Source organism: bacterium, assembly GCA_021372615.1.
Taxonomy (GTDB): domain Bacteria; phylum Armatimonadota; class Zipacnadia; order Zipacnadales; family UBA11051; genus JAJFUB01.
The window spans coordinates 19,040-45,055 of sequence record JAJFUB010000110.1; the positions used below are offsets into that span (position 1 = coordinate 19,040).

The following is a 26,016-nucleotide window of genomic DNA, read 5'->3' on the forward strand; positions in this document are numbered from 1 at the left end:
ACAGCGCCGGCGCTGCAGCGCCCGCCCAGAGGGTTCCTCGCCATGAAACGGCTCCTGGTCATCATCCTGCCACTGCTCATCCTTGGGTCGCTGATCGCCTGGCGCCTGACCGTCAAGCGCGGCGAGGCGGCCGCGATGGCCAAGCAGCGAGCGGCGCGTGCCGGCGCCGTGCCGCAGGTCACCGTGGCGGCGGCCGAGCTACGCGACCTGGTCGCCCGCTTTGACGCCACCGGCAGCCTCGAGGCCCCGCTGAACGTGAAGATCTCCTCGAAGGTCAGCGGGCGCATCGAGTACTTGACGGTCCACGAGGGCGACCGCGTCGGCCGCGGACAGGTGCTGGTGCGGCTGGATGGCTCGGAGGTCGAGGCCGATGTGCGGCGGGCCCAGGCGGCGGTGGCCGAAGCGAAGTACCGTCTGGCCCAGGCGCAACTGAACCAGGGGCCAACCACCGTCAACGTCGCCACGCAGATCAAGCAGCAGATGGCGGCGGTAGCCAGCGCCCGGGCCGACTATGACCAGGTGCAGCAGAACCTCACCTCGCAGATCGCCGCCGCTGAGGCCGATGTGGCCGACATCGAGGCGCGCATCGGCATCGCGGACGCCGCCATCGCCAACGCGAAGGCTGACATCAAGCGCGTCCAGGCGACCCTCAACAACGCCCACACGAAGCTGAACCGCATTCTGGACCTCTACAAGCAGGGCTTCACCGCGGCGCAGGATGTGGATGACGCCAAGGCCGAGGTGGCGGTGGAGCAGGCGACCCTGGAGGCGGCACAGGGGCAACTGCAGTCGGCCCAGGGCGCGCGCGAGTCGGTGGTGGCGCAGAAGCGCTCCGCCGAGCAGCAGGTGAAGATCGTGCGCACCAAGGGCGCCGCCGACATCGAAGCAGCCCGGCAGAAGGTGCGGCAGGCCGAGGCGGCCCTGGAGATGGCCAAGGCCAACACCGCCCAGAACCCCGCCTACCAGCAGGGCCTGGCGGCGTTGCGCGCCTCGCTGGCGGCCACCCAGGCCAGTCTGGCCGCCGCCAAAGCCCAGCGGGCCGAGACCGTGCTGACCTCCCCGCTCGACGGCTATGTCACTGGCCGCACCGCCGACCCGGGTAGCATGGCTACCCCCGGGCAGACGCTGCTGACGGTGCAGTTCTTCAAGCGCGTGTGGGTCAGCGTCTCGGCGCCGGCGGACATCAGCGCCCGCATGAGAACAGGTCAGTCCGTGGATGTGACCCTCGACACCATGCCCGGCAAGACCTTCGCCGCCACCGTGGTGCAGATCAACCCGTCAGCCGATACGGAGGCCCGGCAGTTCACCGTGCGGGCGGCGCTGGACAACCCCGACGGCAGCTTCCGCCCGGGCATGTTCGCCCATGTCTCCATCGTGACCGAGAAGGTCGTGGGGGCCGTGGCCGTCCCGCGCGAGGCGGTGCAGAATGACACCGACGGGCAGTACGTCAACGTCGTGGACGCCGAGAGCAAGGTCCATCGGCGGGCGGTCAAGACCGGCCTGGCAGATGCCACCCACGTGTCCATCACCGAGGGCCTGCAGGCGGGCGAGCAAGTCGTGACGCTGTGCGCCGTGCCGCTGAAAGAGGGCCAGACCGTCAAGTCGGGCGAGGGCGGGCGGGGAGAGGGGAGAGGCAGAGCCGGCGCGTCCGGGACATCTGAGCCTGGCGCATCCGGGGCGTCTGCGCCTACGCCTGGCGCGTCCGGGACGTCCGCGCCCACAGGCGCCCTGCCCCAACCGGTTGCGCACTGACGCCAGACACCGAGAGCCAGAGCCCCCATGAACATTGCGCGGATATCGGTCAGTCGTCCCGTCGCCATCACCATGCTGGTCGCGGCGCCCACCCTCATGGGCCTGGTGTGCCTGTTCCGCCTGCCGGTGGACCTGCTGCCCAAGGTGTCGCTGCCGACCATCGCGGTCAGCACCACCTGGCCTAATGTGGCCCCGCAGGAGATCGAGTCGCAGGTGACGCGGCCGATTGAGGAGGCGGTGTCGGCAGCGCCCAATCTGTACGAGGTCAGCTCAACCACGTCCGAGGGCAGCAGCTCGGTGCGCGTGCGCTTCCAGTGGGGGACGGACATCGGGCAGGCGGCCGTGGATGTGCTGCAACTGGTCGAGCGCGCCAAGCAGAGCTTCCCGACCGATGACACGCTGAAGACCCCTATCATCCGCAAGTTCGACCCCAACCAGTTCCCCATCATGGTCTATGGCGTGACCGGCGAGAGCGACCTGGTCAAACTGCGGACCATCTTCGAGAACCAGATCGTGCCCATCGTGGAGTCGGCCAACGGTGTGGCCTCGGCGAGCGTTACCGGTGGCGATGAGCGCGCCATCATCGTGGATGTGGACCCCGCGCGCCTGCAAGCCCACCAGCTCTCGGCCAACGACATCATCCGCCGCATCGCCCAGGAGAACATGAACCTCCCCGCGGGCATCGGCAAGCAGGGCAAGACCGAATACGTGATCCGCAGCCTGGGCTGGTTGCTGAGCCCCGACGAGCTGCGCCGCCTGCCGGTGGCGACCGTCAACGGGCAGCAGGTGACCATCGGCGAGGTTGCAGAGGTCCGCGACAGCCACGAGGAGACACGCGTCTACTCCCGCTTCAACCAGGAGCCGGCCGTGGGCCTGGTGGTCGCCAAGCAGAGCGGTGCCAACACCATCGAGACCGCGACCGAGGTCGCCAAGAAGATCGAGCGCATCAAGCAGCTCTACCCGAACCTGAGATTCGGCCTGTCCTACAACCAGGGCGAGTACATCGCCAACTCCATCAAGGACGTGAAGATCAGCGCACTCATCGGCGGCTTCCTGGCCATCATGATTCTGCTGTTCTTCCTGCGCAATGTCCGCAGCACCATCGTGGTCGGCCTCTCCATCCCCGTCGCCATCGTCTCCACCTTCACGCTGCTGTACCTGTGCGGTTTCACGCTCAACACCATGTCCCTGGGCGGGCTGGCGCTGGCGACCGGCCTGATCGTGGATGACGCGGTCGTGGTCATCGAGAACATCTTCCGCCACCTCGAGCGCGACCGCAAGGGCATCTGGGACGCGGCAGTGGACGGGACGAACGAGATCCTGTCCGCGGTGTTCGCCTCCACCTGGACGGTCATGGTCGTGTTCCTGCCGCTGGTGTTCATCAAGGGCCAGGCCGGGCAGATGTACATGCAGTTCGCGCTGGTAGTCATCTTCTCGCTCGGCATCTCCTACATGGTAGCCGCCACTCTGGTGCCGATGCTGGCGACGCGGCTGATCTCGGGCGAGGCGCACCACGAGAGCCTCAACGGCACCAGCCCGCACCTGACCCTCGGCCAGCGCATCTTCCGCACGTGGGGCCGGTGGTTCGAGGGGCTCGACGCCACCTATCGCGCCGGGCTGCAGTGGGCGATGCACCACCGTCTGTGGGTCGTGGGTGGGGCCCTGGGCATTACCCTCGCGACGATCCCCCTCATGACGCAGATCGGCCGCGAGCTGATGCCGATGGCCGACAGTGGCGACTTCACCGTCAGCATCAAGATGCCCATCGGCACCTCGCTGGAGACGACGAACCGCGTCATCAAGCAGGCCGAGAAGATCGTGTTCAGCCACCCGGACGTGGCGGCAGGCTTCGCCGCCGCCGGCACCGGGGTGCGCATGACCGGCATCGGCGGCTCACAAGCCCCCTTCCAGGGCGGGCTCAGCGTGAAGCTCAAGCGCGACCGGAAGAGCTCAACCCTCGACGTCATCCGCCAACTGCGGCGGAAGCTGTCAGTGCTGCCCGGCGTGACAGCCCGGCTGGAGCAGAACGATCTGGTCTCCATGCTGATGACCGGCGGCGGGCAGAACGTCGAGGTGAACATCTTCGGGAACGACCTGAGCGTGCTATCCCGGTTGGCCGACGACGCGATGGCGCGCATCCGCACCATCCCCGGCCTGGAGAACCTGGATGTCAACTGGGATGAGGCCATGCCCGAGATCCAGTGGCAGGTGAACCGGCAGAAGGCCAACCAACTCGGGTGCAGCTTCTCCGACATCGCCGACACGATTGACACGGCGACCAACGGCAGCATCGCCAGCTACTACCAGGAGGCCGGCTTCCAGTACCCGATCATCGTGCAAGTGCCCGAGCGCCGGCGCAAGACGGTCGAGGACATGCTCAGCCTGATCGTCACGCCCTCCGGCGGTGGGCCGGGGGTCGTGCTGAGCCAGGTCGCGACTGCCAAGTACGGCGTCGGCCCCAGCCAGATCACCCGCCTGAACCGGCAGCGGTACATCTCGGTGCGCGGCGCGCCGCAGGGCCGCTCGGCTGGTGAGGTCCAGGCTGATGTCGAGAAGGCCCTTGCCGACATGACCATGCCCAGCGGCTACTACTGGGACTGGGGCACCCACCAGAAGCAGCGCGCCGAGGAGTTCGGTGGACTGTGGCTGGCGGTGATACTGGCCATCGGCCTGATCTACATGCTGCTCGCCTCGCAGTTCGAGGCCTTCCTGCACCCCTTCACCATCCTGCTCACGGTGCCCCTGGCGGCTACCGGCGTGGCCCTGGGGCTGTTCCTGACGGGCCGCTCCTTCGGCCTGACCGCCTTCATCGGCACCCTGATGCTGGTGGGCATCGTCGTCAAGAACGGCATCCTGCTGGTGGACTACACGAACCGGCTGCGGGCGCGGGGGCTGCCGCGTGACAAGGCCCTGTTGCAGGCGGGCCCGACCCGTCTGCGGCCCATCCTCATGACCGCCTCTGCCGCCATCCTGGGGATGCTGCCCATCGCCACCGGCATTGGCGAGGGCGCCGAGGTGCAGGCCCCGATGGCCACAGCGGTCATCGGCGGGCTGGCCACCTCCACCGTGCTCACGCTGTTCGTCGTGCCGGTCGTGTACTCGCTGCTGGATGACATCGCCGGGTACCTGCAGAAGAAGCGCAACCACAGCGCGCCTGAGGCCTCGTTAGGAACTGATGACTGATGCACAAGCGATCACTTCTCGCGGCGCTGCACCTATGCGGCCTGCTCGTCTGGTCGGTCGCGGGCGCCCAGCCGACCCCGCCGGTCATGCCGAAGCTGGAGGAGGTGCAGTTGCCCCCGGCAGTGGAGTTGCCCGGCCCGGCCACGCCGTCGGCGGATACGCCTACGGCGCCAATCACGGCCGCCGAGGCCGCGGCGCTGGCCCTGCACCACCAGCCCGCCATCGCCGCCGCCACCGCTGGTGTCAGCGCCGCCCAGGGCCGGACGCTGGTGGCGCGGGCGGGTCTGAAGATGCAACTGGCGGTCACCGCCGGGCTGAACGCCTCCGAGGTGCATGGCGCCGGCTCGGGCAGCGGTGGGGCTCCGTCGAACGTCACCGCGACGGCGACCCTCCGCCAACTCGTCTACGACTACAACCACACGCGTGATCTCGTCCGCCAGGCGCAAGCGCAGGAGAGCATCGCACAGGCGGTGCTCACGACAGTGCAGGCGGACCTGGTGCTCGACGTGAAGCACGCCTTCTACACGTACCTGCAAGATGTGCGCTTGGTCGGCGTGGCCGAGACCAATGTGCGCAACCAGCAGCAGCACCTGGCGCTGGCGCAGGCCCGGCTGCAGAGCGGCCTGGGTCTGCCCTATGACGTGGTGCGCGCGCAGACCGCCGTCTCATCGGCGATCTACGGACTCACGGTGGCTCGCAACACGGCCTCGCAGTCACGGGTGGTCTTGGCGGAGCTGATCGGCCTGGATCCGCGCACGCCGCTTGTGCCTGCCGACAGCGCCGAGACCCCGCCCCTGTCCCGCACCGTGCAGGACCTCGTGGACGAGGCGACGGTCGCCCGCCCGGAGATGGCGCAGGTGAATGCCTCGCTGCTCTCGGCCCGTTGCGCGGCCGCGGCGGCGCGGACGGTCAACTCGCCGGTCGTCACCGGCAGCCTGGGCATGAGCCGCAAGGGTGACAACTTCCCGCCCGAGATTCAGCTCGTGACGCTGGGCGTGGGGGTATCGTGGAGCGCGATTGATGGCGGTGTGACGAAGGGGCGCATCCAGGAGGCGGAGGCGAACGTGCAGATCGCCGCCGCCGAGGTGGAGTCGGTACGGCTGCAGATCGTCGCGCAGGTGTCGGAGGCCTACTTGGACCTGCGCACCGCCGAGCAGCGGAGCATCACCGCGCAGGCCGAGGTCGCCAATGCGACGGAGGCTCTGCGCCTGGCCGAGGGCCGCTACCGCTCCGGCCTGGGGGTCTTCATAGACGTCCTCGATGCGCAGGCCGCGCTCGACGAGGCCAACACGGCGCTGGTGAACACGCGGTCCGAGGTGGAGCAGGCGCGGGCCGCCATGGAGCATGCCATCGGCCGGAACCTGCCGGACCAGGCTCCCGCCGCCGCCCCTGCGCCGCCAGCGGCAAGCACTACCCCGTAGCGCGGGCGGCCTCGCCCGCGCGCTAGGGCCGTCGGCCGCTCTCCAGCGCGGCCGCGATCTGCCGGCGCCGCTCCTGCAGCACCCGCGGGTCCTTCGTGAAGTGTGTGAAGTCCCGCGAGATGTCCTCCCCCACTGTCAGCAGCTTGCTTTGCGGCGCTCGCTCGCGCAGCAGGCAAAGATACTCGTAGTCCTCGATGCCGTCGCGGATGTTCTCCAGCCGCACCGATGGCCACGGCGTCCAGTCCGGCCCCGGGTAGATCAGGAAGCCATCCCCGTTGACCTTGAACTCGCGGTAGGTCGCCACCTTGGTCTGGTCCCACGGCTCGGCGGGCCAGCGCGGCTCCTCGGCTGTCGGCGGCATCATGCCATGCCAGTAGTCCGTCTCCCAGTACAGGAGGCCGGTGCAGTGGCGCTGCCAGGCCTGCCAGAAGAGCACGCGGTGGTCCACGCCGGGCTGGTCAATGAAGAAGTTGGCGTACGGGGGATGGGGACCGCAGCACACGTAGAGCCATGTCTTCTCCCCGGCTCGGCGCCGGGCGCTCAGGAAGTCCTCGTCATAGATCGAGGTGATGGCGCACCAGATCTTGATGAGGCCGACCAGCTCCTGCGGCGTGCGGTTGACATAGTACGTCTGCATGAGCCGCGCATCAGGCACGGCCTGCAGCGCCTGCCGGTACCGCGGCAGAACCTGCGCGTATTCCACCGGCTGGATCTCGTCCTTGGCGTAGACATGGCCCCACTGCAGCCAGCCCCGGTCGCGGAAGTGGCGTATCTGCTGCCCCAGGCTCTCCCGCATGTGGCGCACCTCAGACTCCGCCTCGAAGTCGTCGAGCACGACCGCGCCGCCGTCGCACTCGGCCACGATGTCATCCAGCAGGTAGCTGACGGCGCGGCTCTTCTTGCTAATGACGAACTGGAAGTCGTTGCAGGTGCGCAGGCCGGCCAGGTCCAGCTTCGCGCCGGTCGTGTTGTGGTGGTACTGTTCGACGGGAATCCGCACCTCGTGCCAGTCCGTGCCGCCGACCTTGAACGTCGTGACCCAGCGGTTCGGGAAGCAGTTGACGAAGGCGACGATCTCCTCGCCCGCGTCGGCGGGGTCGAGGGCTTTGACCCAGAAGCGGAAAGCCCGGCAGCCGCGCTCCGCCAGCAGCCTCCCGTCCATGGCGTGATCCAGCGCCGCCCACGAGTCCGTCTTGGGCCAGCTCACCCGGCCTGAGCGCCGGCCGGTGTGGGCGTCCGTGTCCACGGGCTGGCACGTGGCCCCACGGTTGACCATCCAGCCGATGTCGCCGATCCCCGCCACGGCCACGCCATCGGCCGGGAGGCGGTCCAGCACATCGCGCATGCAGTCGTCAGTGACGCTGTAGTCATACTGCACGCTGCCGTCGGGCCGCCGCACCTCCTTGACATAGGCCCGGGCGACGTGGGTCGGCGTGATACGGTAGTCGAGCAGGAAGCGGTTCCAGCGCTTCCACACCTCGGGCGGCATGTGGGTCATGTAGTCGCTGCTGCCGGTGTACCACTGGGAGAGCGTACCCGGGGCGCAGCCGAAGGGGGTGGCGAGGTGCTGGCGCCGGGGCAACTCGAAGTCGAAGACCCGCAGTTGCACGGCCATGCGCTTGTCCTGGACGCCCGCGCTGACCGTCACGGCGCCCCGGTACAGCCCCGGCCGCGTCCCTGGCGGCACGTAGGCGCGCAGCCACAGCGGCTGGACTTGCCCCGCCGCCACGGTGAACGGCTGCAGGGGCAGGATCGGGTCCGGCCAGTCGCCGACATACGCCGTCTCGTAGCCCGGCTTCGCCGTGGTGATGTAGCCGACCAGGCTGAGCTGCAGGCACTCGGGGCCCAGCGTCGCCCCGTTCGGGCCGGTGAGCGGCGAGATGCTCGCGCGGCAGCCGGTCAGTTCCTCCCCCGACAGCGACACGACGACGATCTGCCCGCTCTCGTACTCATTGCGCGCGGCCGACAGGTTCAGCTCGCGGCTGACCTCGCCGCCGAAGTCCTGGCCATCGCGCCGCACCTTGACCATCGCCGGGGCGGTGGCGAGACCGAACCGGGGCTCGGCGGCGCCGGGCTCGCGCCAGGTACTCCAAGCCCGCAGGCGCAGGCTGGCGGCGCGGAGCGCCTCGATGTCAGCAGTCAGCTGGGCCGCGACCGGCCGCACCTGTGCCCAGTCCTGCGGAGTGGCCCCTTTCGGGTCGGCCAGCAGCTTCTCCAGGCGCGCCAACGCGGCGGTGATCGCGGGCATGCGCTCCTGCACCGGCGCGGCCACTGCCGTCGGGGCGTGGGTCAGGTCCAGGCCGGCAACGGTCGCCTCGTATGCCTGGCGCACAGCCACGGTGCGGGTGCGGGCGTCCTGCTGATAGTATGGCAGCAGGTCGAGGTCCAGGCCCAGCAGCCGCCCGAAGCGGCCGGGATTGTGGAAGCCGCCGAAGGCCGCCGACCACGAGCTGGCCTGACTCGCCAGCTTGTCCCCGCGCCCCACGTTCACGCACCAGTCGCGCCCCACGGTCAGGTCCAGGGCGAAGCTGCGGATCGGGAGGGCGATCTCGACCACCCAGTGCTGCGGCGTCTGCCGCGTGGCCACCTGCCAGTCGGCGTTCCAGGAGGCATCCGTGCCGTGAGAGTCATACCGTGTGCCCAGCGGGTTGACGATGAACTGGTAGTAGTCGCCGAAGTTGCCGCGCGGGTTGACGAAGACCTCGATCTCGTCATCCGACCACACCACGCCGTCCCGCTGCTTCACGGTGGCCCGCAGCTTGTCGCCGGGCTGCTTCTCGCAGTCAAAGAGGAAGTAGAGCGTCTGGCTGTCGCACAGCGCCTTCACGCTCGTCCGGCGCTCGGGCGAGCCGGCGCCCTCGTTAAGGGCGAACCCTTCCAGCGTCGCGGCGCCGGCCCAACAGGCGTCACTGCCGTCCCCGTCAACTCGCGGCGGGGCGGCAGCACGGGGCACGTTGGCCGAGGGTGTGCCATAGAGCCGGAAGTCGTCGCACCACACCGTGCCGTTGCCGTACAGCAGCGGCACGACACAGAGGTGGTCCGCGCCCTCGGGCACGACCAAGCGATGGGTCATCAGCTTCCAGTCGAAGCTGCCCTTCACGTTCGCCATCCCCGCGCTGCCGACGATCTTGTCGGGGCCCTGACGGAGCTGCACATCGCACCCGGCGCGGTCCACGACGTTCTCGGCCTTCACCCAGAACTGCAGGACAAGTTCCTGCCCGGCAACCACGGGCACGGCGGGGTGGTGCCAGGTGCAGATGCCCGCGAAGTCGGGAGCAGTGATGCGCAGGCGGCCGCTGTACTGGCCGGAGTGATGGACGTTGGCATCGCGCAGGCTACTCACGCCGGGGGTGGCGCCGTGGGGCGGCCAGAGGCCCCAGTCGGCGGCCCGCTCCCCGTCCCCGCGCTCGAAACCCACATTGGCGAGCAGCTGCGGGGTCGCGCCGAGGTTCTCTTCGGCCCCGATCGCGACGCCCCCGCCTACCAGGAGCAGCACAGCGCACAGCAACATCAGCTTCCGCGACATCGTTCGTCACCTCCGCCGGGAGTGCAGACGCCCCGGTCCCTTCTCTTCGCCGCGGCAGTTCCCTCCGCCGCCGGGGAGAAGGGGAAGACGCCGCCGCTGCTGAACAGCCTGGCATCAGACGGCCTGCGCCGCGCAGTGGTCCGTCTCGCGGGGACCGCCGGAGCGGCAGGCCTCAGCAGAGGAGAGCCATGCGACACCAAGCGCACGTCCGGCTGCCGAGCCTGGTCTCGTGGACAGCACTCAGCCTCCTGCTCGTCGCCGCCGGCGGGGCGGCGGCGGCCAACCTGATCGCCGATGCGAGCTTCGAGGGGGCTGTGAGCGCCGGCACTCTCGCCGAAGGCTGGACCAGCGCGGGTACGCCGCCTGGCGGCGGGGCGAACTGCGTCACCGATGGCCGGGCCCACAGCGGGCGCTTCTCCCACCAACTCATCGTGCCCGACGCGGCCCCGGTGAACTGGTACCAGATCCGCCAGAGCATCCCCGGGCTGCGGCCCGGTCAGACCGTCACCCTCAGCGTGTACGTGGCCGCCGAGAACGTGCGCGATGGCGCCGGCGCCTACTGCTCGCTCAACTGCTACGCCGGGGCCGAGGAGCGCATCGGCATCTTCGACGCGCCCGTGAAGACCACCGGCACCCAGGCAGACTGGGTCCGGCAGACCGTGACGGCCACGATCCCGCCCCGCGCCAACCAGGTCGTCGTGATCCTGACGCTGCACGGCCATGGCACGGCGTGGTTTGATGATGCGCAACTGGAGGACGGCGCCCAGGCCACGCCCTACCAGACCTCGGCGGTGGATATCGAGGCGGCCCAGCGTGCGGCGGCGCAACGGCAGGAAGCCGAGGCCCTGGCCCCGAGCCTGCGCGCGCAGCCGGGCAAGCTGGGGCTGGTGGCGATCCTCAAGGACACGCTCCCCGCTGACGGTTGCGCCTCCTCGCCCGACCGCCTGGCGACCTGGCTGCGAGAGGCCGGCTATGGCGTCGTCTTCGTCACCGGCCGGCAGTTGGCGAACCCCTTCATCCTGCGCGGGCCCGCCTCCGGCGCGGGTCCCCTGCCGCCCTTTGACCTGGTGGTGCTGCCCTATGGCGGGGCCTTCCCCGCCCCGGCGGCCAAGTCCCTCAAGAGCTACCTGCGCCAGCGCGGCGCCTTCCTGTCCACGGGTGGCTATGCCTTCGACACGCTGCTGGTGGAGCACGAGGGCAAGTGGTTGCGACCCGACGACGTGCCGCTGCCTCGGGGGCCGGGGCTGCCGGTCCTGAGCCCGGGGCAGGCGGAGGACGCCGAGGCGAACTGGAGCCTCGGGTGCGATGTCGGTGGCAACAAGCCGACCCTGAAGACCGTGCCGGGGCGGCTCGCAGGGGAAACCGCGCTGGAGTTCGCCGTCGCCCCAATGCGCATCTGGGCGACAGCCACCCGCGATGTGCAGGCCCGCCTCCCGGCCCCGGAAGCCACCGGGGGCCGCCAGTGGACCGTCACCCGCTTCTGGGCTCGCGGCGATGCGAACACCCCCAAGATGGCGTTCGAGTGGGACGAGGTGGATGGCTCGCGCTGGAAGGTGAACGTGCCGCTGACCACCGAGTGGCGCGAGGTGGTGCTGACCCCGGCGGACTTCAGCTACTGGCATGACAACCCGAGCGTGGGGCGCGGCGGGGCCGGCGACACCTTCCACCCCGAGCGCGCGCGGGCCCTGCAACTGGGGCTGGCGCTGGACATCGCGGCGCGCGACGAACCGCACTCCTACCAGATCAGCCAGGTGTGCGTGCAGGCGGACCCGCTGGGTGACCTGCGCGCCCGGCCCGGCTGCCTCAACACCCGTGCGGCCCGCATCCGCGATGCCATGTGGCCCGACCCGGACCAGATCCCCGTGTTCGATCCGGCCAACCGCCTGGAGTTCGTGACCGGTGCGCGCCCCGCGCCCGATCAGTTCGTGGCGACAGGCGCCCCCTGGGCCGGGCGGTTCGCAGGCTACAGCGCGACGGCCATGATCTCCAATCAGGGCCATGGCTTCGGGCCGAACCTGTCGCGGCTCGTGCCGCTGCTGCAGGCCACCGACCGCTTCGGGCGGCACCGAGGCTACCTGGGCTCCCTCGTCTACCACTACGACGGCTTCTATCGCGGCTCGGCGGCGGCGTTCTTCGGCGTGAGCAGTGACGACCTCTTCGGCCCGGCGTACCCGCAGGCCCGGCCGCTGTTGCTGAACACGGTGGCCGCCCTGCTACGCCGCACGTACCTGCACGACACCGACACCGAGTTCTCCAGCGTTCGCCCCGGCGAGACCGTGCGCTTCCGCACACGCGCCAGCAATGACGGTCGGCAGCCCGTCGCCGCCCAGGTGCGCCTGACGGTGGACACTGCATCGGCGGCGGGGCAGACCCAGAGCCTCACGCTCCAGGCCGGCGAGACGCGGGACTTGACCTTCGAGTGGCCCGTGCCCGCACAGGGCGTGGGGGGCCTGTGCCGCTTCCACTGCGACCTGCTGATTGGCGGGCAGCCGATAGACCGCGAGCAAAACGCGGTGGTCATCTGGCCGGGCGCCACCGCGCCGGGGCTGGCGGCCGTGACGCGGCAGGGGCCGTACTTCACCCTCGGCGACCGGCCCATGTTCCTGATGGGCTCGCAGGCGTACTGGGGCCAGAACGGCTCCGTGACCGCGCGATCGCCCCTGAACTTCGAGCGCGACTTCAGCCTGATGCAGGACTACGGGCTGCATCTCTCACGCTCGTTCGTACCCTTCAAGACCGACAGCGACCGCCGCCAGAGCGATGCCATGGTGCATCTGGCGCAGCAGCACCGGGTGGTGTTCTACCATGCCCCCAACCTGAGCAACACGGCGGTCCCGGAGAAGCTGGCGGAAGAGACGGCTCTCGCCCGAACGCTGGGCAAGCGCTACCGCGGCGTGCCCTGGCTGGCGGTGGATGTGTGCAACGAGCCCAGCCTGTGGGTGACCGACGAGACACTGGTGGCGCCCTTCAACGAGTACCTGCAGCAGCGCTACCAGACGACGGCAGCCTTGCGCCAGGCGTGGGGGACGGACGAGGTCGAGCTGGGACAGGTGAAGCTGGCGCGGATCAGCGACCGCTGGGACGACCTGCGGGCTTACGACACGCACCGGTTCCTCGCACTGGTCCAGCAACGCTGGGCCGACGCCAACCGGGCCGCGGTGCGCGACGCCGACCCCACCCGCCTGGTCTCGGTGGGGCTCATGCAGAACTTCGGCGACAGCGTCCACCTGTGGGACCCGCCGGTGTGCCATGCCAACCTGGACTTCACCGACCGTCACTACTACGGCCCGCCCGTCGGCCAGCCGGCGCAACTGCAGAGCATTGACCAGCGCCTGGTGGGCAAGCCGCTCATCATGGGCGAGTGCGGCGCCAAGGACCACCCGACCTTCGCCGCCGCCGACCCATGGGGCATGGGCGACGACGACGAGCGGTACAGCCAGCGGTTTGACTACCTGGTCCACCATGCCTTCGGCCTGGGAGCGACGGCGCTGTGCAGTTGGCACTGGCGTGACCCGATCGAGGGCATCTTCCCGTGCGGGCAGGTGCGCAGCGACCGCGTGCCCCGACCCTCGGCCTCGGTCATGCGGGCGCTGGCCTTCACCCTGGGCCGCCTGCGCCCCCGGTATGAGGTGCCTGCCGTGGCCGTCGTCGTGCCCGAGACGCATCGCTTTGGCGGCTCGCGGACGGCGGTCAATGCCGCCCTGGCGCGGACGGGCGAGGTCCTGATGAGCTGCCAGGTGGACTGCGGCTTCATCAGCGAAGCGAAGCTCGGCGAGCTGCCCGCCGGGGTCAAAGCGCTGATCTACCCGGTGCCCTACTGCCCGCCGGATGAGGTCGTCGCGCAGCTCCGGTCGTTCGTCGAGCAGGGCGGGAGCCTGTACTTCTCCGGCGACATCAGCTACGACCCGAGCCGCAAGCTGACGCGCGCGGGACGGTTGGTGGAGCTGGCGGGGGTCGAGCGCACGGGGGTCGGCGACCCGAAAGCAGCGCCCTGTGCGACGGCGACCACGTTCCGGCTGCGCGGCGCGGAGGCCCTGCCCGGTGACGCTCCGGCCACGCTCTTCAAGCTCGGCCGCGGGCAGGTGGTCTTCTGCGCCGACCCGGCCGAGGTCCGCAAGGAGCAGCCGCCGTGGCTGCGCCCACTCTACCTGGACTTCCTGCGGCGAGCCGGCATCGCCCGCAACCCCGTTACGCCGAACGGCCCGGAGCTGCAGTGCTTCCGCGTGCCCCTGCAGGGCGACGGCAAGGCTTTCGTGCTCCACAACAGCGGCGACAAGCCGACGAGCGCGACCCTCACCCTTGCGGAGGGTGCGCCAGACGACAGCGTAGGCGTAGGGCTGGCGGCGCAGGGCTCGGGGCTGGTGGTCGTCGACGGACAGGGGCGCCTGACGGCGGTGGAGACGCAGGGAGTGGTCACTCGGCGCGGACGGACGGTACTAACCGCGACCGGTCACGTGATCGTCCAGAGCCTGGACGGTCGCGACCTGACCGCTGCCACGCAACTGCTGATCCTGCCCTTCCCGGGGCACGGCTCGACGCCGCCCGTCGGCGAGCAGCGCGCGTCCGTGACACTGGCCAGCTTGGTCGGCATGCGGAGCGAACTGGGGGAGTTGCAGGCGACGCAGTGGACGCGCCTGGAGGCCCTGCCGGCCGACCGGGCAGGCCGCCTTGCCTACGACGCCGAGCAGGCGCTGCAGATGATCCTGGCCGCGCGGCCAGGCGAGTTCGCGACGGCAAGCAAGACGGTGGAGCGCTTCGCCCAGGATCCCGCCGGCACCCCGTGATCGTCACGGAGCGTCAGACGTGCCAGATGTACAGGTCGCGGTTCGCGACGGGCAGCTCCACCCGGCGGCCGCCCTGTACGTGGCTCTCCGCCACCGCCATGCAGATCTCCATCGAGTGGTGGCACTGCGCGATGTGGTTGAGCGTCGGGCGCTGCTGCTCGAGGGCGTCCACCAGGTCCTCGAGGCAGTTGAGGGTGGAGCTGCGGAAGCCCACCTGCGGGTACGCCGCCTCGCGGTACGCCACCCACTTGTCGGCGTCCTTGGTCGGCTTGCGCCAGGACCAGTCAATGCCGTTGTTGGTCGCGCGGATCGAGCCCCCGCTCCCGAACACCTCGATGTCCCAGCCCCCGCCGCTGATGGCGTAGCCGGTCGCGCCGCCCGCGAAGCTCACCTCGAAGATGGCGCGCGGGTCGTTGCTGAAGCGGTTGCTGTCGAAGGTGATGTCGCCGAGGGTCAACTCCCCGCGAACGCTCGTCGCCTGCGGGTCGCCCAGGAAGTACATCATGGTGTCCACGATGTGGATGCCGCCGTGCAGCAGGTTGCCGCCCGAGTACTGCACGACGGTGTGCGGCGTGCCGATCTCGCCGCGCTCGATGAGCTGGCGGGCCCACCAGTAGCGCTCGTCAAAGCGCCGCAGCACGCCAGTGTTGAAGGCGGTGGCGCAGCGGACGATCGCGTCGCGCAGGGCGTCGGCCTCGGTCATCGAGCAGGCCATGGCCTTCTCCAAATACATCATCGGCACGCCCAGCTCCGCGACGGCGATCCCCAGCTCGGCATGGTTCTCGCCTCTGGTGCAGATGGCGACCATGTCCGGCCGCTCGTGCTCGATCATGCGACGGAAGTCGTCATAGAGTGCGGTGACGCCCCAGCGCTCGCGGAAGGCGTCGCGCTTCTCGGGGAGCAGGTCGCAGCCGCAGGCCAACTCCAGCCGGTCGCTGGCGCGGACCGAGGCGGCGATGGAGTAGGGGAGAGCAAAGGCGGGGTAGCCGACGATCTCGTCACAGATGGTGCTGCCCATGCGGCCAAGGCCAATGATGCCGACGCGGTAGGTGGACATGAGTTCTCCCTATCTGGTGCTATGGCATGCGACACAATGTAGGCTCTGGCTACGGCAGTGGCACGGTCAGCCGCTCCAGGTCCGGCGACTCGGCGACGAGGTCGCCGTTGACGTACACGCTCAAGCCCCGTGGTACGCCCGGGGGGCGTCTGCGGTCCGCACGCCGATCCCAGACGATGGTGATGCGGCGCCCCCGGTAGGGCACGTCGCGCACCGCGAACCAATCCCAGCCCGTGCACAGCGGCGCGACTTCCAGCGTGTCGTCCGACCGGGGCGTCAGGCCCGCCACGTGGCGGATCAGCAGATCGTTGAAGCTGCTTTGCAGGCAGTCGCTGGCGCCGAGGCCCTCGCCGGTGTCGCTCGCGTAGGCCTCACGCGCGAGCGGCCGGGCGAGGTCATCGGCCTCGAACTGCAGCCTGGCGTACAGCCACAGGAAGTCCATGAGCCGGCGACGGGTGAGGTGGCGCTGCTTGAGGGAGCGGATCGCGAAGGCCATGGCCTCGGCGATGAGGCTGTTGGTGTACGGCAGGGCCAGGCCGGCCAACGGGTCAGGCGAGCCGTTCGCGCTGCGGGCGGCGCAACTGACCTGCGCGACCGGGTGCTCGGTCCAGAAATGCCCCTCGTCCACCAGCAGCGCCAACGCGCGCGCGTACTGCGGGTCATCCGGCACGAGCCCGAACGCGAAGGGCGCGAAGCCGCCGACGTGGAGGGTGCGCAGGGGCTCGCCGGTGGCGGCGTCGCGGTCGTAGAAGCAGTGGTCCCACTCGTCCCACAGATGCTCGAGCAGGGCGTCGCGGCAGCGCTCGGCCAGCCCCGTGTGCCAGCGGGCATCCACCTCGCGCCCCGCGCGGGCGAGCATCTCGCCCGCGGCCTGCAGCGACGCCGCGTACATGGCGCTGTGGTCCACCGCCTCCGTCGTCGCCAGCGCGGCCTCGGCCTCCGACCCCAGCGGGCCGACGCCGCCGGACAGCAGCAGGTCGTTGTTCGGGTCGCAGCACTCCCGGACCGCCGCCAGGTGGCGCAGGGCATACTCGGCGGCCTGCGCGGTCAACTCCTCGTCGGGCCACACCTGTAGGGCCTGCCAGAAAGCCGCCGGCAGCCACTCCTTGACCGGCACGGCGGCGGGACTCCCGTCGGGCCGGGCCGTCGCAGCCGCGTCCTGACGCCGCATGAGCGCCCGCATCTCCCCGTGCGTGAAGGCCGCGTCGCGCAGCCAGCGCGCCTCTTGCAGCACCAGTGGTGCGCCGACCGGCGCCACGTCTGTGTGGTCGCCCTGCCGCGCCTCGTGGAACGCGGGGGCCGCGTCGCACACGAGGTTGTGGCGCAGTAGGAACCAGCGATACCACCACAGACGCAGGAAGCGCTCGTCGGGGCACTCGAGGGTCGGGCAGTTCCGGACGAACCACTCCTGGTATTCCTGCTGGTGCCGGGCGAGCGGGTCGGGATCGAGGGCCCAGCGCTTCATGGCCGTCTGGGCCTCGCCCTGCCGCAGGCCCACGGCGAGGGCGATGAGCAGGCTGGTGGACTCGCCGGGGTCGAGCGTGAGGTCACACACGAGCGTCTGGGGGGGCACGCCCCGGGTCGTGGGCATGGCCAGCAGCACGCGGGCGCGCTCGCCCAGGATCGGCCCGGTGCCGGCCAGCGTGTCGCGCCCGGCGCGGGTCACGTCCGGCACCGCCCCCGTCTCCGCCTCGACCCGCACGGCCAGCGGCTCGGCCGCGTGGTTGGTCAGGCTCAGGACATCGCAGACCACGTCATCCCAGGTGATGAACTTGTGCTCGACGAGTCCCAGCCCGGCTTCCTTCGTCTGACGCCGGGCGTGGCTGGGATACCACATGCACGCCGCGCGTGGGGCGGCCACGGGTTCGTTATTGACACTCAGGCGGAGGATGATCGGGTCGGGGAGCGCGGCCTCGTCCCGGTCGTGAAGCACGCAGAAGCGCCCACGCACGCCCAGGGCATTCTCCAGGCGGCGGCAGAACACGCGCGCGCCGGTCGGCCCCAGTGTGTGGCGCCGCAGGCCGCGGGTGGCCAGTAGCCGGTCCAGGTCCGGCACGCCGCTTTCGTTCGTGTGCGATGAACTCACTCTCGTCCTCAGAGGCGCGGGCAGCCCGCCCGCGCGTTAGGCTAGGCTGACTGCCTGGTGGACGCCCAACTCCGGCAGGATGAAGCCCTCGTCGGTCAGCGGCAACGCCGGTCCGTTGGGCTCCACGCGCGCGGCCGTCACAGTCTGTCGCAACGCCGGGGCCAGGCGCACCGGCAGGTCGCGCAGGAACTGCGTCTCGCCCAGGCCATGCATGTAGGGCCCAGCCCCGTACAGGTGGTTGACGAAGTGCAGCAGCAACCGTCCGGGCTGGCGGCAGAGGTTCACCTCGACCTGGTTGTACGCCCCCGCCGACACCATCGGCTCGCCCAGCAGATAGCGCACGCAGTTGCGGGCCAGCATCTCCGGCCACGGGCAGCGGTCCTCGTCGCGGTTGGCCACCGTTAGAGGCAGCACGGTGGACAGGACCAGCCCCGCGCCGAGGCGGTTGACGACGATCCCCGGCGGGCGCGGCAGGTCGTCCTCGCGCGCCCAGAAGTTCGCCACGGTCTGGATGTCGCTGGTCCGCACCTTGTCGCGGAACTGGAAGACGAGGTCGGCGACAGCCTGCGCCCCCTGCAACTCCAGCTCCACGGCCTGCTTGGCGTACAGCATCACCGGGTCACCGGTGAGGCCCGCTCCCAGCGGCTCGAGACGAGGGTCGAGGTAGAAGGCATAGGCCTGGTGGTCGCGCAACTGCCGCGCGCCGGTCAGCTCCTCGATCCACGGCTGGTGGTCACGCCAGGCGGCAGCGGGGCACTCGAAAAGCAACTTCCCACCCGCGACCACGTAGTCGCGCAGCACCGCCGTCTCGTCCGCCCTAACGGGCCGGGTCTGGGGGATGAGGATCAGCGGAGGGGGTCTGTCCCCGGTGGCGCTCGCGACGGGGTCAGCCCCCTGCGGGGCCTGCGGCCCCTCCGGGGACAGACCCCTCGGGACGTCCATGAACACATCGAACAGGAAGTGGCCTTTGCGCAGCCACTCGGCCCACTTCTCGATGCCGGTGGGGCCCAGCTCCGGGGCGAGCAGGCCCATCTCGTAGACCGGCTCGGCCGGGCGGAAGAGGTCCCGGCGCGCGTTGATCCACTGGCCCCAGTCGGCCAGGCGCCGCACGTTCGGCTCCGACAGCCGCCCGTCCGGCGCCTGGGTGATGCCCATGGTGTACGTCCCGCCGGCGATGAGTGTGGAGAGGCTCTCGAGCTTGATGAGCGTATCGGGCTTGAGCTGGTTGTGCGACCAGCAGACCTCGGAGCAACTGAGCAGCTCGAACGTCCGCCCCGAGTGCCGATGGCTCTTGCTGGTGATCGAGAGCGAGGTGGGGTTGTGGGCCTCGCCGGAGAAGAAGTCCGTCAGATCGTCGCAGATCTTGTAGCCCGGCATCCGCCGCCGCCCCGCGCCGTTGAAGGTCAGCGCGATGGGGCGGTCCTTGCTCATGAGCATCGTCTTGAGGCTCACCAGGAAGTTGCGATACGTGAGCGCGCGGAACTCATTGGCCCGCGGCGTGCCCGCGGCATCCAGCAGGTGCTCGCCGCCGGTCCACTCCGAGTACTGCCGGTGGCAGTGGTCGCAAAAGCACGTGTCGCGCTCCAACTCCTCGGTGTGCCCCGGCAGATAGAGGATGTCAATCCACACGCCCTCGACGTCGTAGTGGTCCACGACCTCCTCGAGCTGCGCGACAACGTACTCACGGTACGGGCTGTTGAGACACAGCCAGTGGTAGTGCGAGAACTGCTCGTAGTTGGGTGGGTAGATGCGGCCGGCCATGTCACGCACGCGCCACTCGGGATGCTCACTGCCCACGAGGCTGTCGAGCGTGAGCGAGTAGTACGCCATGACGTGCATACCGCGCTGGCGACAGGCCGCCACCTGTTCCCCGAAGTAGTCGCGGTCGGGCTGCTGGCGCTGCAGCTTGCTCGGGTACAGCAGGTAGCCGTCATGGTGTCCCGTCAGCAGCGTCGCCGAGCCGAAGCCGATCCTCTGCCACCATTCAGCCCACAGCTCAGCGTCGAACTGCGAGCGGTCCTTGCCCCAGGCGGGACTGATGAAGTGTGGGATCCCGCGGATGAGGTCCTCCCGCAGCCAGGGGAAGAGTCGGTCCACTTCTTCGGGGGTGCGCATGAGGTGCGAGATGTCCATGAGGGCTCCGTTGAATCGTTGAGTCGTTGAGACGCCGATCGCTGATGGGCCGGGCGGCGGCCTAATCCGCTGCCTTGCGGATCGCGGGCTCCCGCTCGCGCCTCGCCGTTTCCATTTGCTGCGGGCGAACGATCGTGTCCTGCTTGCTGCCGGTCCGGTACGGTTCGAGAACGAAGAACGCATATCTCAGGGCCCCGGCATGGAGCAGTACGCCCTTGCTCAGGTCTGCCGCTGACAGCGTGCCATCGGTGTTCTGTGAGAAGCAGCGGCCCGTCGCTGGCTCGGTCAGCGCATACTTCCCGGGCGGCGCCTGCACCGTCAGCCTGAAGAAGCACTCGCCGCGCTCCCAGAAGTTGCCCACGGCAAACAGGCGCTGGTCGTCGCGCTCGAACTCCCAGCTCTGCAGCAGCGACGCCTGCTGCCAGCGCTCGACGTCGGCCGCCGCCATGCACCCACTCTGCAGAAAGCGCGGGTCGGGCGGCGGCAGTGGCGTCACGGGCTGCACCTTGTGTCGTCTGGCCGGGCGGCCCTGCATGACGAACGGCTCGAAGCGCGCGATCTGCGTGTTGGCTGCGGCTATGGCCCGCCAATGGCGCGCATCATAGCCGCCCGGGTACAGGTACACAATCGCGCCCCGGTAGCCATCCAGGAAGTAGGTCTGCAGCTCGAAGCCGATGGCCTCGGGCTCGGTCGCGCCCTCGTAGGTGCCGTATGGGAAGGCGTACAGGTCCGGCTGCTTGTCCGCCGGGAGCCGGGAGCGCAGGAAGTCCTTCACCTGCAGCGCCGTGGCGTGACAGTTCAGGTGCAACCCCCGCACATACTCATAGGGCCCGCGCCCGAAGACATACCAGTTGTACGGCCCCCAGGCGTTGAACGCCGGCAGCTTGTCCAGGTAGTCCACTGCCGCGAACTCCCCGGCGTCACCCGACTTCTCCCAACCCGAGGTGAGTAGCCCGTAGTGCAGTTCGGGGATGAAGTGCATCTCCCGCCCGGCCTCTTTGCCGAGCGCCTGCACCGTCTCCTCGAGGGTCGCCATGAACTGCGCGTGCTGCCAGCGGCGGAACCGGCGCAGGACCTCACCGTGCTTCTCGGCCACCGTCCGCGGCCAGGTCGCCTCCACCTCCGCGGCCGGGAGCTTGCTGAAGGCCTGGAACTCCTCCTGGCAGCGACTGCAATAGCAGCCCTTCCCGACGTACATGTACGGCTCCCAGTTGCACATGAGCTGGTCGGCCTTGCGGTCCGTCACCAGCAACTGGCGCAGCATGTCGCCCACGATGGCGCTCTGGAAGTACGGCCCCCGGCGGTAGACTTCAGTCGGGCAGATGGCCCCCGCCACAGCCTTGCCCTCGATATCACGGAACGCCACGTTGTCGGGCTTCTGGCCGCCCATGGAGTAGCCATTGGCGAACGGCTGGGTGAAGCGCTCGATGCCGCGCTTCCCCAGATCGTCACCGATCGGCGAGGGCGAGCAGTGCACGCAGTTGAAGCCGACGCGCTCGTAGGTATGGCCGAACCCCGCCACGGTCTCGGGCTGCCGCGCCGACCAGATCCCGAAGGGATGGGCGCCGGTGCGGAAGAGCTTGGGCCGCTCCGCCGTGGGGAGGCTGGGCACGACCTGCAGGCTGAAGCGCTGCGCCTCGCCCCGGGTCGTCCCGTCCTCCATCCAGTACGTCGCCTCGTGCAGCTTCTCGCCCGGTGGCTCGCCCGTGCGCACGAACAGACATAGCCCGCCCCACTGGTGCCACGGATACGGGAAGTCGCTCCCACGGATGTTGCCCCGCAGCGGCGTCAGGTCGAAGCGGTGCTCAGTGCGGCCATCGGCCAGGGGCGTCTGCTCGCGCTTCACCGCCGGAGCTGTCTCCATGACCTCCACCCACGCCGGCAACTGCAGCACAAGCTGCGGCCGGTCCAGCTTGCGGTCGTCGCCGTTGCGGAAGCCGAAGATCATCGTCAGCAGGTCGCCGCTGGACAGGCAGATGCGGTTGTCGAGCATGGCTCCAGGCATCAGGCGGGCGCTCAGCCCGGTGTCCTGCTCCTGCGCCTGGTGGAGGGCTACATCATCGAACTCGACCTCGCCCACACCGGTGAGGGCGATCCGCACATCGAGCACGCGCGTGGCCTGCGGGACGGTCGTGACCAACTGTCCCGGCTTCCAGGCATTGCTCGGCTGGAACAGCGCCTGGTCGTACACGCGGGTCTGCTTGGCTTGCGCCGGGTTCTCGCTGTCATAGAACGTGATCCGCGTGTAGGCGCGGCAGTTGGGCATGTCCTGGCCGCACCAGCCGCGGTAGCGGTAGGTCAGCACTACGCGCATCGGCCGCGTCAGCGGCGGCAACACGACGCGCTGGTGGTACATGGCGCAAAACTCGTGGCCGGACGGATCGTCAGGGCTGAAGGCGGGCTGAGGAATGGCCAGACGCGCGGCATGTTGCCCGGCGAAGGCCCCCGTGTCCTGCACGCGCCACTGCAGGTGCGGCTTGACGCGCTGCTCGATCTGCGCCTGCCGGGCCGCATCGGGTACGGCCAGCCAGACATACCAGTCCGGCTGCCAGTCGGTCAGCTTCTGCGCGGCGTCGAGTTGCTCCATGCCGCCATTGCGCAGCAGGTCGGGCCCCGTCAGGGCCGTGAGGCCACAGCCGGTGAAGTCCATCGAGACGCCGCCGGGGTCGAGCACCAGCGTGTTCCCCGCGCCCACAGCCGCCCCCGCAGACAGCGCGGCCATGGCGGAGATGGCAATCGCCCACCGGCAACGGCAGACCAGGCATGGGTGGCTCATGCTGACCTCGGGGAGCGACGGATTGGTGGCAGCAGCGGCAGAGGCGTCACGCGATCCCCATCCGCTTGCGCTCGGACGAGGCCGCGGGTGCAACGTTCGTGCGCGGCGGCGCCGGGACCTGCCCGGCCGCGCGCTCATTGCGGCAGGTACGAATACAGATCCGCGTTCTTGGCGAAGAAGCGCACCTTCTTGTCGCCCTCGGTCTGCTCAGGCGCGAAGGCCGCCGCCCTCCACGTCAGCACATGCCGCACGGAGTCACCCTTGAAGGGCACGCAGTCCTGGCGCGAGCAGCCCGCCAGCACCTTGTTGTCCTTATCGAGCAGCTCGGCGACGATGTATCCGCCCGTCCTGCAGGCGGCGTTGATCACCACGCGCGGCTGCTTCATCTCCTCCCGCCGCGAGATGAGCCAGCCCTCCTGCGCCCCGGCCTGCATGGAGCAGAAGCCGTCGAGCCGCAGTGTCGCCAGGCCAATGCTCGCCTTCGCGTTCGTCGCGTTGTGCGGGCCATCCCAGCCGCCGTAGTAGAAGTAGAGCTGGTCGCCCACCTGGACCGGCGCGCGGGCCGTGTAGATCATCGCGTCATCCCACGTGCCCTCCGCCCCGCGCGGGATGAACTGCTCGCGCTGGGTCGGGCGCGTCCAGCGGATCAGGTCCCAGCTCCACGCCAGTTGCACATCCATCGTGCAGGAGCTGTCCTTCTCCACCTCGTACATGCGCTGGTCGGTGTAGCTGCCGTACTTGAACCAGCGTGAGTTGTAGATCCACGGCTGCCCCAGGTACAGCCCCTGGTAGCAGAAGACCGGCATGCCGTAGACCTGCGTCGCGTCGGGGTCGAGGTCGTCCGCGCCGAAGACCGGCGTCTCCACCGGCTTGGTCCAGTTCAGCCCGTCGGGCGAGACGGCCACACCCGCGGCCCGGCCCCGGCGGTCCCCCGTCTTCCAGGTGGCAAAGTAGCGTCTCTTGTAGGGGTCCCAGGTGAAGTTGGTCACGTCGCCGGAGCTGAACAGACCCTTCTGCGCGGTCTCCCGAACGAAGGTCCAATGCAGGCCATCGGGCGAGAAGGCCACGCGCGTGCGGCGGTACTCGACGCCATAGCAGAACAGGGCATAGCGCTGCTGCGGGTCGGGCTCCCAGGGGCGCTTGATGATCGAGGGGTTGTGGCACTTGCCGGCGCCCTTGTACAGGTCCGGGAACTCGACCTCCGCCTGCGGCGTGACGCCCAGGACGATGTTGTTGTCCTTCGAGCCGTGGAAGTCCACCAGCCCCAGCGAGGGCTTGGTCCAGTGCACGCCGTCGGCCGACTCCGCATAGCAGTTCAGGTACCCACCCTCGCCATGCACGTGGTACCACATGCGCAGCTTGCCTTCATCCCACATGACGGTGCCGTACAGGTATGGCCCGCCGAAGGTGGCGTACTGCTCCCACGGCCTATCGGCCTTGATGACGGGATTGCCGGGGTGCTTGGTGGCCTGGTGAAAGACGCGCTGCAGGCCCTGCTGCTGCTCGGTGACCATGGCATCGAGGAACAGCCGCCGCCATGGACCGGCGGGCGGGCCGGCAATGAGGTCGTCCGGTGGCGGCGCCGGTTGCGCCGAGGCAGCAACGCCGATGAGGAGCAACAGCAGGAGCACAATGAGCAGTGACTGGGGCAAGCCTCTCACCCTCTTGGCAGGAAGTGTGGCTGCCCCAGCCTATTCGTGACGCCGCGCGGACAGCCCTCCCCCGCGTGTCGCCCGTGGCGGTGGCGGTACGCCCGACACTCCTGTCGGGCGACATGACGATCCGCCCGACAGGGGTGTCGGGCGACACGACGATCCGCCCGACAGGAGTGTCGGGCGTACCAGCCTCCACCCCCGCCTTGACAGCCCCGCCCGGCCGCAATATGATAGGCGCACCATGAGCAGCAGGTTCACCTTCGTCTGGTGCTGGCGCTGGTTCGCTTAACTGAGCGGGCGCCTGATCTGCTGCTTCCCAAACTAGCCGTACCCGACACGCCACAGGCACCCGTACCCGCCTGTGGCGCTTTTGTTTGTGCCAGTCTACTTGCCATCCTGCCATAGCTTTGCAGAAAGGACCCAACTCATGTCTGCCGCCACCCCTTCTCCCGCTGGTCGCTTTGGTCGCTACGGCGGCCAGTACGTGCCCGAGACGCTCATCGCCGCGCTCGGCGAGATCGAGGCCGCCTACAACGCCTGTAAGGATACCCCAGAGTTCCGCGCGGAGTTCGCGGGGCTCTTGCAGGACTACGCCGGGCGGCCCAGCCCCCTGTACTATGCCGGGCGGCTGAGCCAGATGATCGGCTGCAAGGTCTATCTGAAGCGCGAGGACCTCAACCACACCGGCTCCCACAAGATCAACAACTGCCTGGGCCAGGCGCTGGTGGCCCGGCGGATGGGCAAGCCCCGGCTGCTGGCCGAGACGGGCGCCGGGCAGCATGGCGTGGCCACCGCCACCGTCGCCGCGCTGCTGGGGATGCAGGGCGTCGTCTACATGGGCGAGGAGGACGTGCGCCGCCAGGCCCTCAACGTCTTCCGCATGAAGCTGCTGGGTACGGAAGTCGTGCCCGTGACCAGCGGCACCCGCACGCTCAAGGACGCCATCAACGAAGCCTTCCGCGACTGGATGGAGAACGTGGACAGCACGTACTATCTGTTCGGCACGGTGGCCGGCCCGCACCCGTTCCCGACCATGGTCAAGGACTTCCAGTCCGTCATCGGCCGCGAAGTGCGCGCGCAGTGCCTGGAGAAGGAGGGGCGGCTGCCCAGCCGCGTCATCGCCTGCGTGGGCGGGGGCAGCAACTCCATGGGCCTCTTCGCCGACTTCATCCCCGACACGGAGGTCCAGCTCATCGGCGCCGAGGCGGGTGGGCGTGGCCTGCGGGTCGGCGATCACTCGGCGGCCCTGAACCTGGGCACCTTCGGCGTGCTGCACGGCTCGGCCCAGTACGTGCTGCAAGACGAGGACGGCCAGGTCGCCCCGGCCCATTCCATCGCCGCGGGTCTGGACTACCCCGGCGTGGGTCCCGAGCACTGCTACCTCAAGGACATCGGCCGCGCGCGCTATGAGATCGTGGACGACATGGAGGCGGTGCGGGCCTTCAGGATTCTCTCGGAGACAGAGGGCATCATCCCCGCCCTCGAGAGCGCGCACGCCGTCGCCCTGGCCCTGCGCCTCAAAGACGAGTTCAGCCCCGACGAGATCGTAGTGGTGAACATCTCGGGGCGAGGGGATAAGGACTGCGCGGAGGTGGCGGAGGTGTTGGAGAGGGAGGGGTTGTAAGAGCACAAGCGGCTGTCCC

11 protein-coding genes are annotated in these 26,016 nt (G+C 69.4%); 5 read left to right on the plus strand and 6 right to left on the minus strand.

Going from position 1 to position 26,016, the window contains the following annotated elements; genetic code table 11:
- Positions 1-42 precede the first annotated feature (42 nt).
- The 3 genes from LLH23_16410 to LLH23_16420 are packed head-to-tail and all read left to right on the plus strand — an operon-like array spanning position 43 to position 6,356.
- Positions 43-1,752 (plus strand): efflux RND transporter periplasmic adaptor subunit, encoded by a 1,710-nt coding sequence (locus LLH23_16410; protein ID MCE5240045.1) that lies wholly within the window; start codon positions 43-45, stop codon positions 1,750-1,752.
- A 27-nt stretch (positions 1,753-1,779) separates the two neighbouring features.
- Positions 1,780-4,935, plus strand: coding sequence for an efflux RND transporter permease subunit (locus LLH23_16415; GenBank protein ID MCE5240046.1), 3,156 nt, complete (start codon positions 1,780-1,782; stop codon positions 4,933-4,935).
- Complete coding sequence (locus LLH23_16420; GenBank protein MCE5240047.1) at positions 4,935-6,356, plus strand: TolC family protein; 1,422 nt, start codon at positions 4,935-4,937, stop codon at positions 6,354-6,356. The genes LLH23_16415 and LLH23_16420 overlap by 1 nt, the downstream gene beginning before the upstream one ends.
- A 22-nt stretch (positions 6,357-6,378) precedes the next feature.
- On the opposite strand, the gene LLH23_16425 is transcribed toward LLH23_16420, so the two are convergent.
- Positions 6,379-9,882 (minus strand): DUF4091 domain-containing protein, encoded by a 3,504-nt coding sequence (locus LLH23_16425; protein MCE5240048.1) that lies wholly within the window; start codon positions 9,880-9,882, stop codon positions 6,379-6,381.
- Between the two features lie 188 nt (positions 9,883-10,070).
- On the opposite strand from LLH23_16425, the gene LLH23_16430 reads away from it, so the two are divergent.
- Positions 10,071-14,666, plus strand: a complete 4,596-nt coding sequence (locus LLH23_16430; protein MCE5240049.1) for a hypothetical protein — start codon at positions 10,071-10,073, stop codon at positions 14,664-14,666.
- 13 nt (positions 14,667-14,679) lie between these two features.
- On the opposite strand, the gene LLH23_16435 is transcribed toward LLH23_16430, so the two are convergent.
- The 5 genes from LLH23_16435 to LLH23_16455 form a co-directional block, all read right to left on the minus strand.
- Positions 14,680-15,723, minus strand: coding sequence for a Gfo/Idh/MocA family oxidoreductase (locus tag LLH23_16435; GenBank protein ID MCE5240050.1), 1,044 nt, complete (start codon positions 15,721-15,723; stop codon positions 14,680-14,682).
- Positions 15,724-15,772: 49 nt separating this feature from the next.
- A complete protein-coding gene (locus LLH23_16440) occupies positions 15,773-17,809 on the minus strand; it encodes a hypothetical protein (protein ID MCE5240051.1) in 2,037 nt (678 codons plus the stop codon).
- Positions 17,810-17,845: 36 nt separating this feature from the next.
- A complete protein-coding gene (locus LLH23_16445) occupies positions 17,846-19,942 on the minus strand; it encodes an alpha-L-fucosidase (protein MCE5240052.1) in 2,097 nt (698 codons plus the stop codon).
- A 61-nt stretch (positions 19,943-20,003) separates the two neighbouring features.
- The gene (locus LLH23_16450; protein MCE5240053.1) at positions 20,004-22,718 is read right to left on the minus strand and encodes a hypothetical protein; all 2,715 of its coding nucleotides are present in this window, start codon (positions 22,716-22,718) and stop codon (positions 20,004-20,006) included.
- 134 nt (positions 22,719-22,852) lie between these two features.
- Positions 22,853-24,370 carry a hypothetical protein gene (locus tag LLH23_16455; protein MCE5240054.1) on the minus strand — a complete coding sequence of 506 codons (1,518 nt, stop codon included), beginning with the start codon at positions 24,368-24,370 and terminating at the stop codon, positions 22,853-22,855.
- Positions 24,371-24,800: 430 nt separating this feature from the next.
- Between LLH23_16455 and trpB the strand changes: the two genes are divergently transcribed.
- The gene (gene trpB / locus LLH23_16460; GenBank protein MCE5240055.1) at positions 24,801-25,997 is read left to right on the plus strand and encodes a tryptophan synthase subunit beta; all 1,197 of its coding nucleotides are present in this window, start codon (positions 24,801-24,803) and stop codon (positions 25,995-25,997) included.
- The last annotated feature ends 19 nt before the right edge of the window (positions 25,998-26,016 follow it).

Excerpts from the sequence above, each read along its gene's own strand:
- LLH23_16410 (MCE5240045.1), top strand. The coding sequence starts at position 43 with ATGAAACGGCTCCTGGTCATCATCCTGCCACTGCTCATCCTTGGGTCG.
- LLH23_16415 (MCE5240046.1), top strand. The coding sequence starts at position 1,780 with ATGAACATTGCGCGGATATCGGTCAGTCGTCCCGTCGCCATCACCATG.
- LLH23_16420 (MCE5240047.1), top strand. The coding sequence starts at position 4,935 with ATGCACAAGCGATCACTTCTCGCGGCGCTGCACCTATGCGGCCTGCTC.
- LLH23_16425 (MCE5240048.1), bottom strand. The coding sequence starts at position 9,882 with ATGTCGCGGAAGCTGATGTTGCTGTGCGCTGTGCTGCTCCTGGTAGGC.
- LLH23_16430 (MCE5240049.1), top strand. The coding sequence starts at position 10,071 with ATGCGACACCAAGCGCACGTCCGGCTGCCGAGCCTGGTCTCGTGGACA.
- LLH23_16435 (MCE5240050.1), bottom strand. The coding sequence starts at position 15,723 with ATGTCCACCTACCGCGTCGGCATCATTGGCCTTGGCCGCATGGGCAGC.
- LLH23_16445 (MCE5240052.1), bottom strand. The coding sequence starts at position 19,942 with ATGGACATCTCGCACCTCATGCGCACCCCCGAAGAAGTGGACCGACTC.
- LLH23_16450 (MCE5240053.1), bottom strand. The coding sequence starts at position 22,718 with ATGAGCCACCCATGCCTGGTCTGCCGTTGCCGGTGGGCGATTGCCATC.
- trpB (MCE5240055.1), top strand. The coding sequence starts at position 24,801 with ATGTCTGCCGCCACCCCTTCTCCCGCTGGTCGCTTTGGTCGCTACGGC.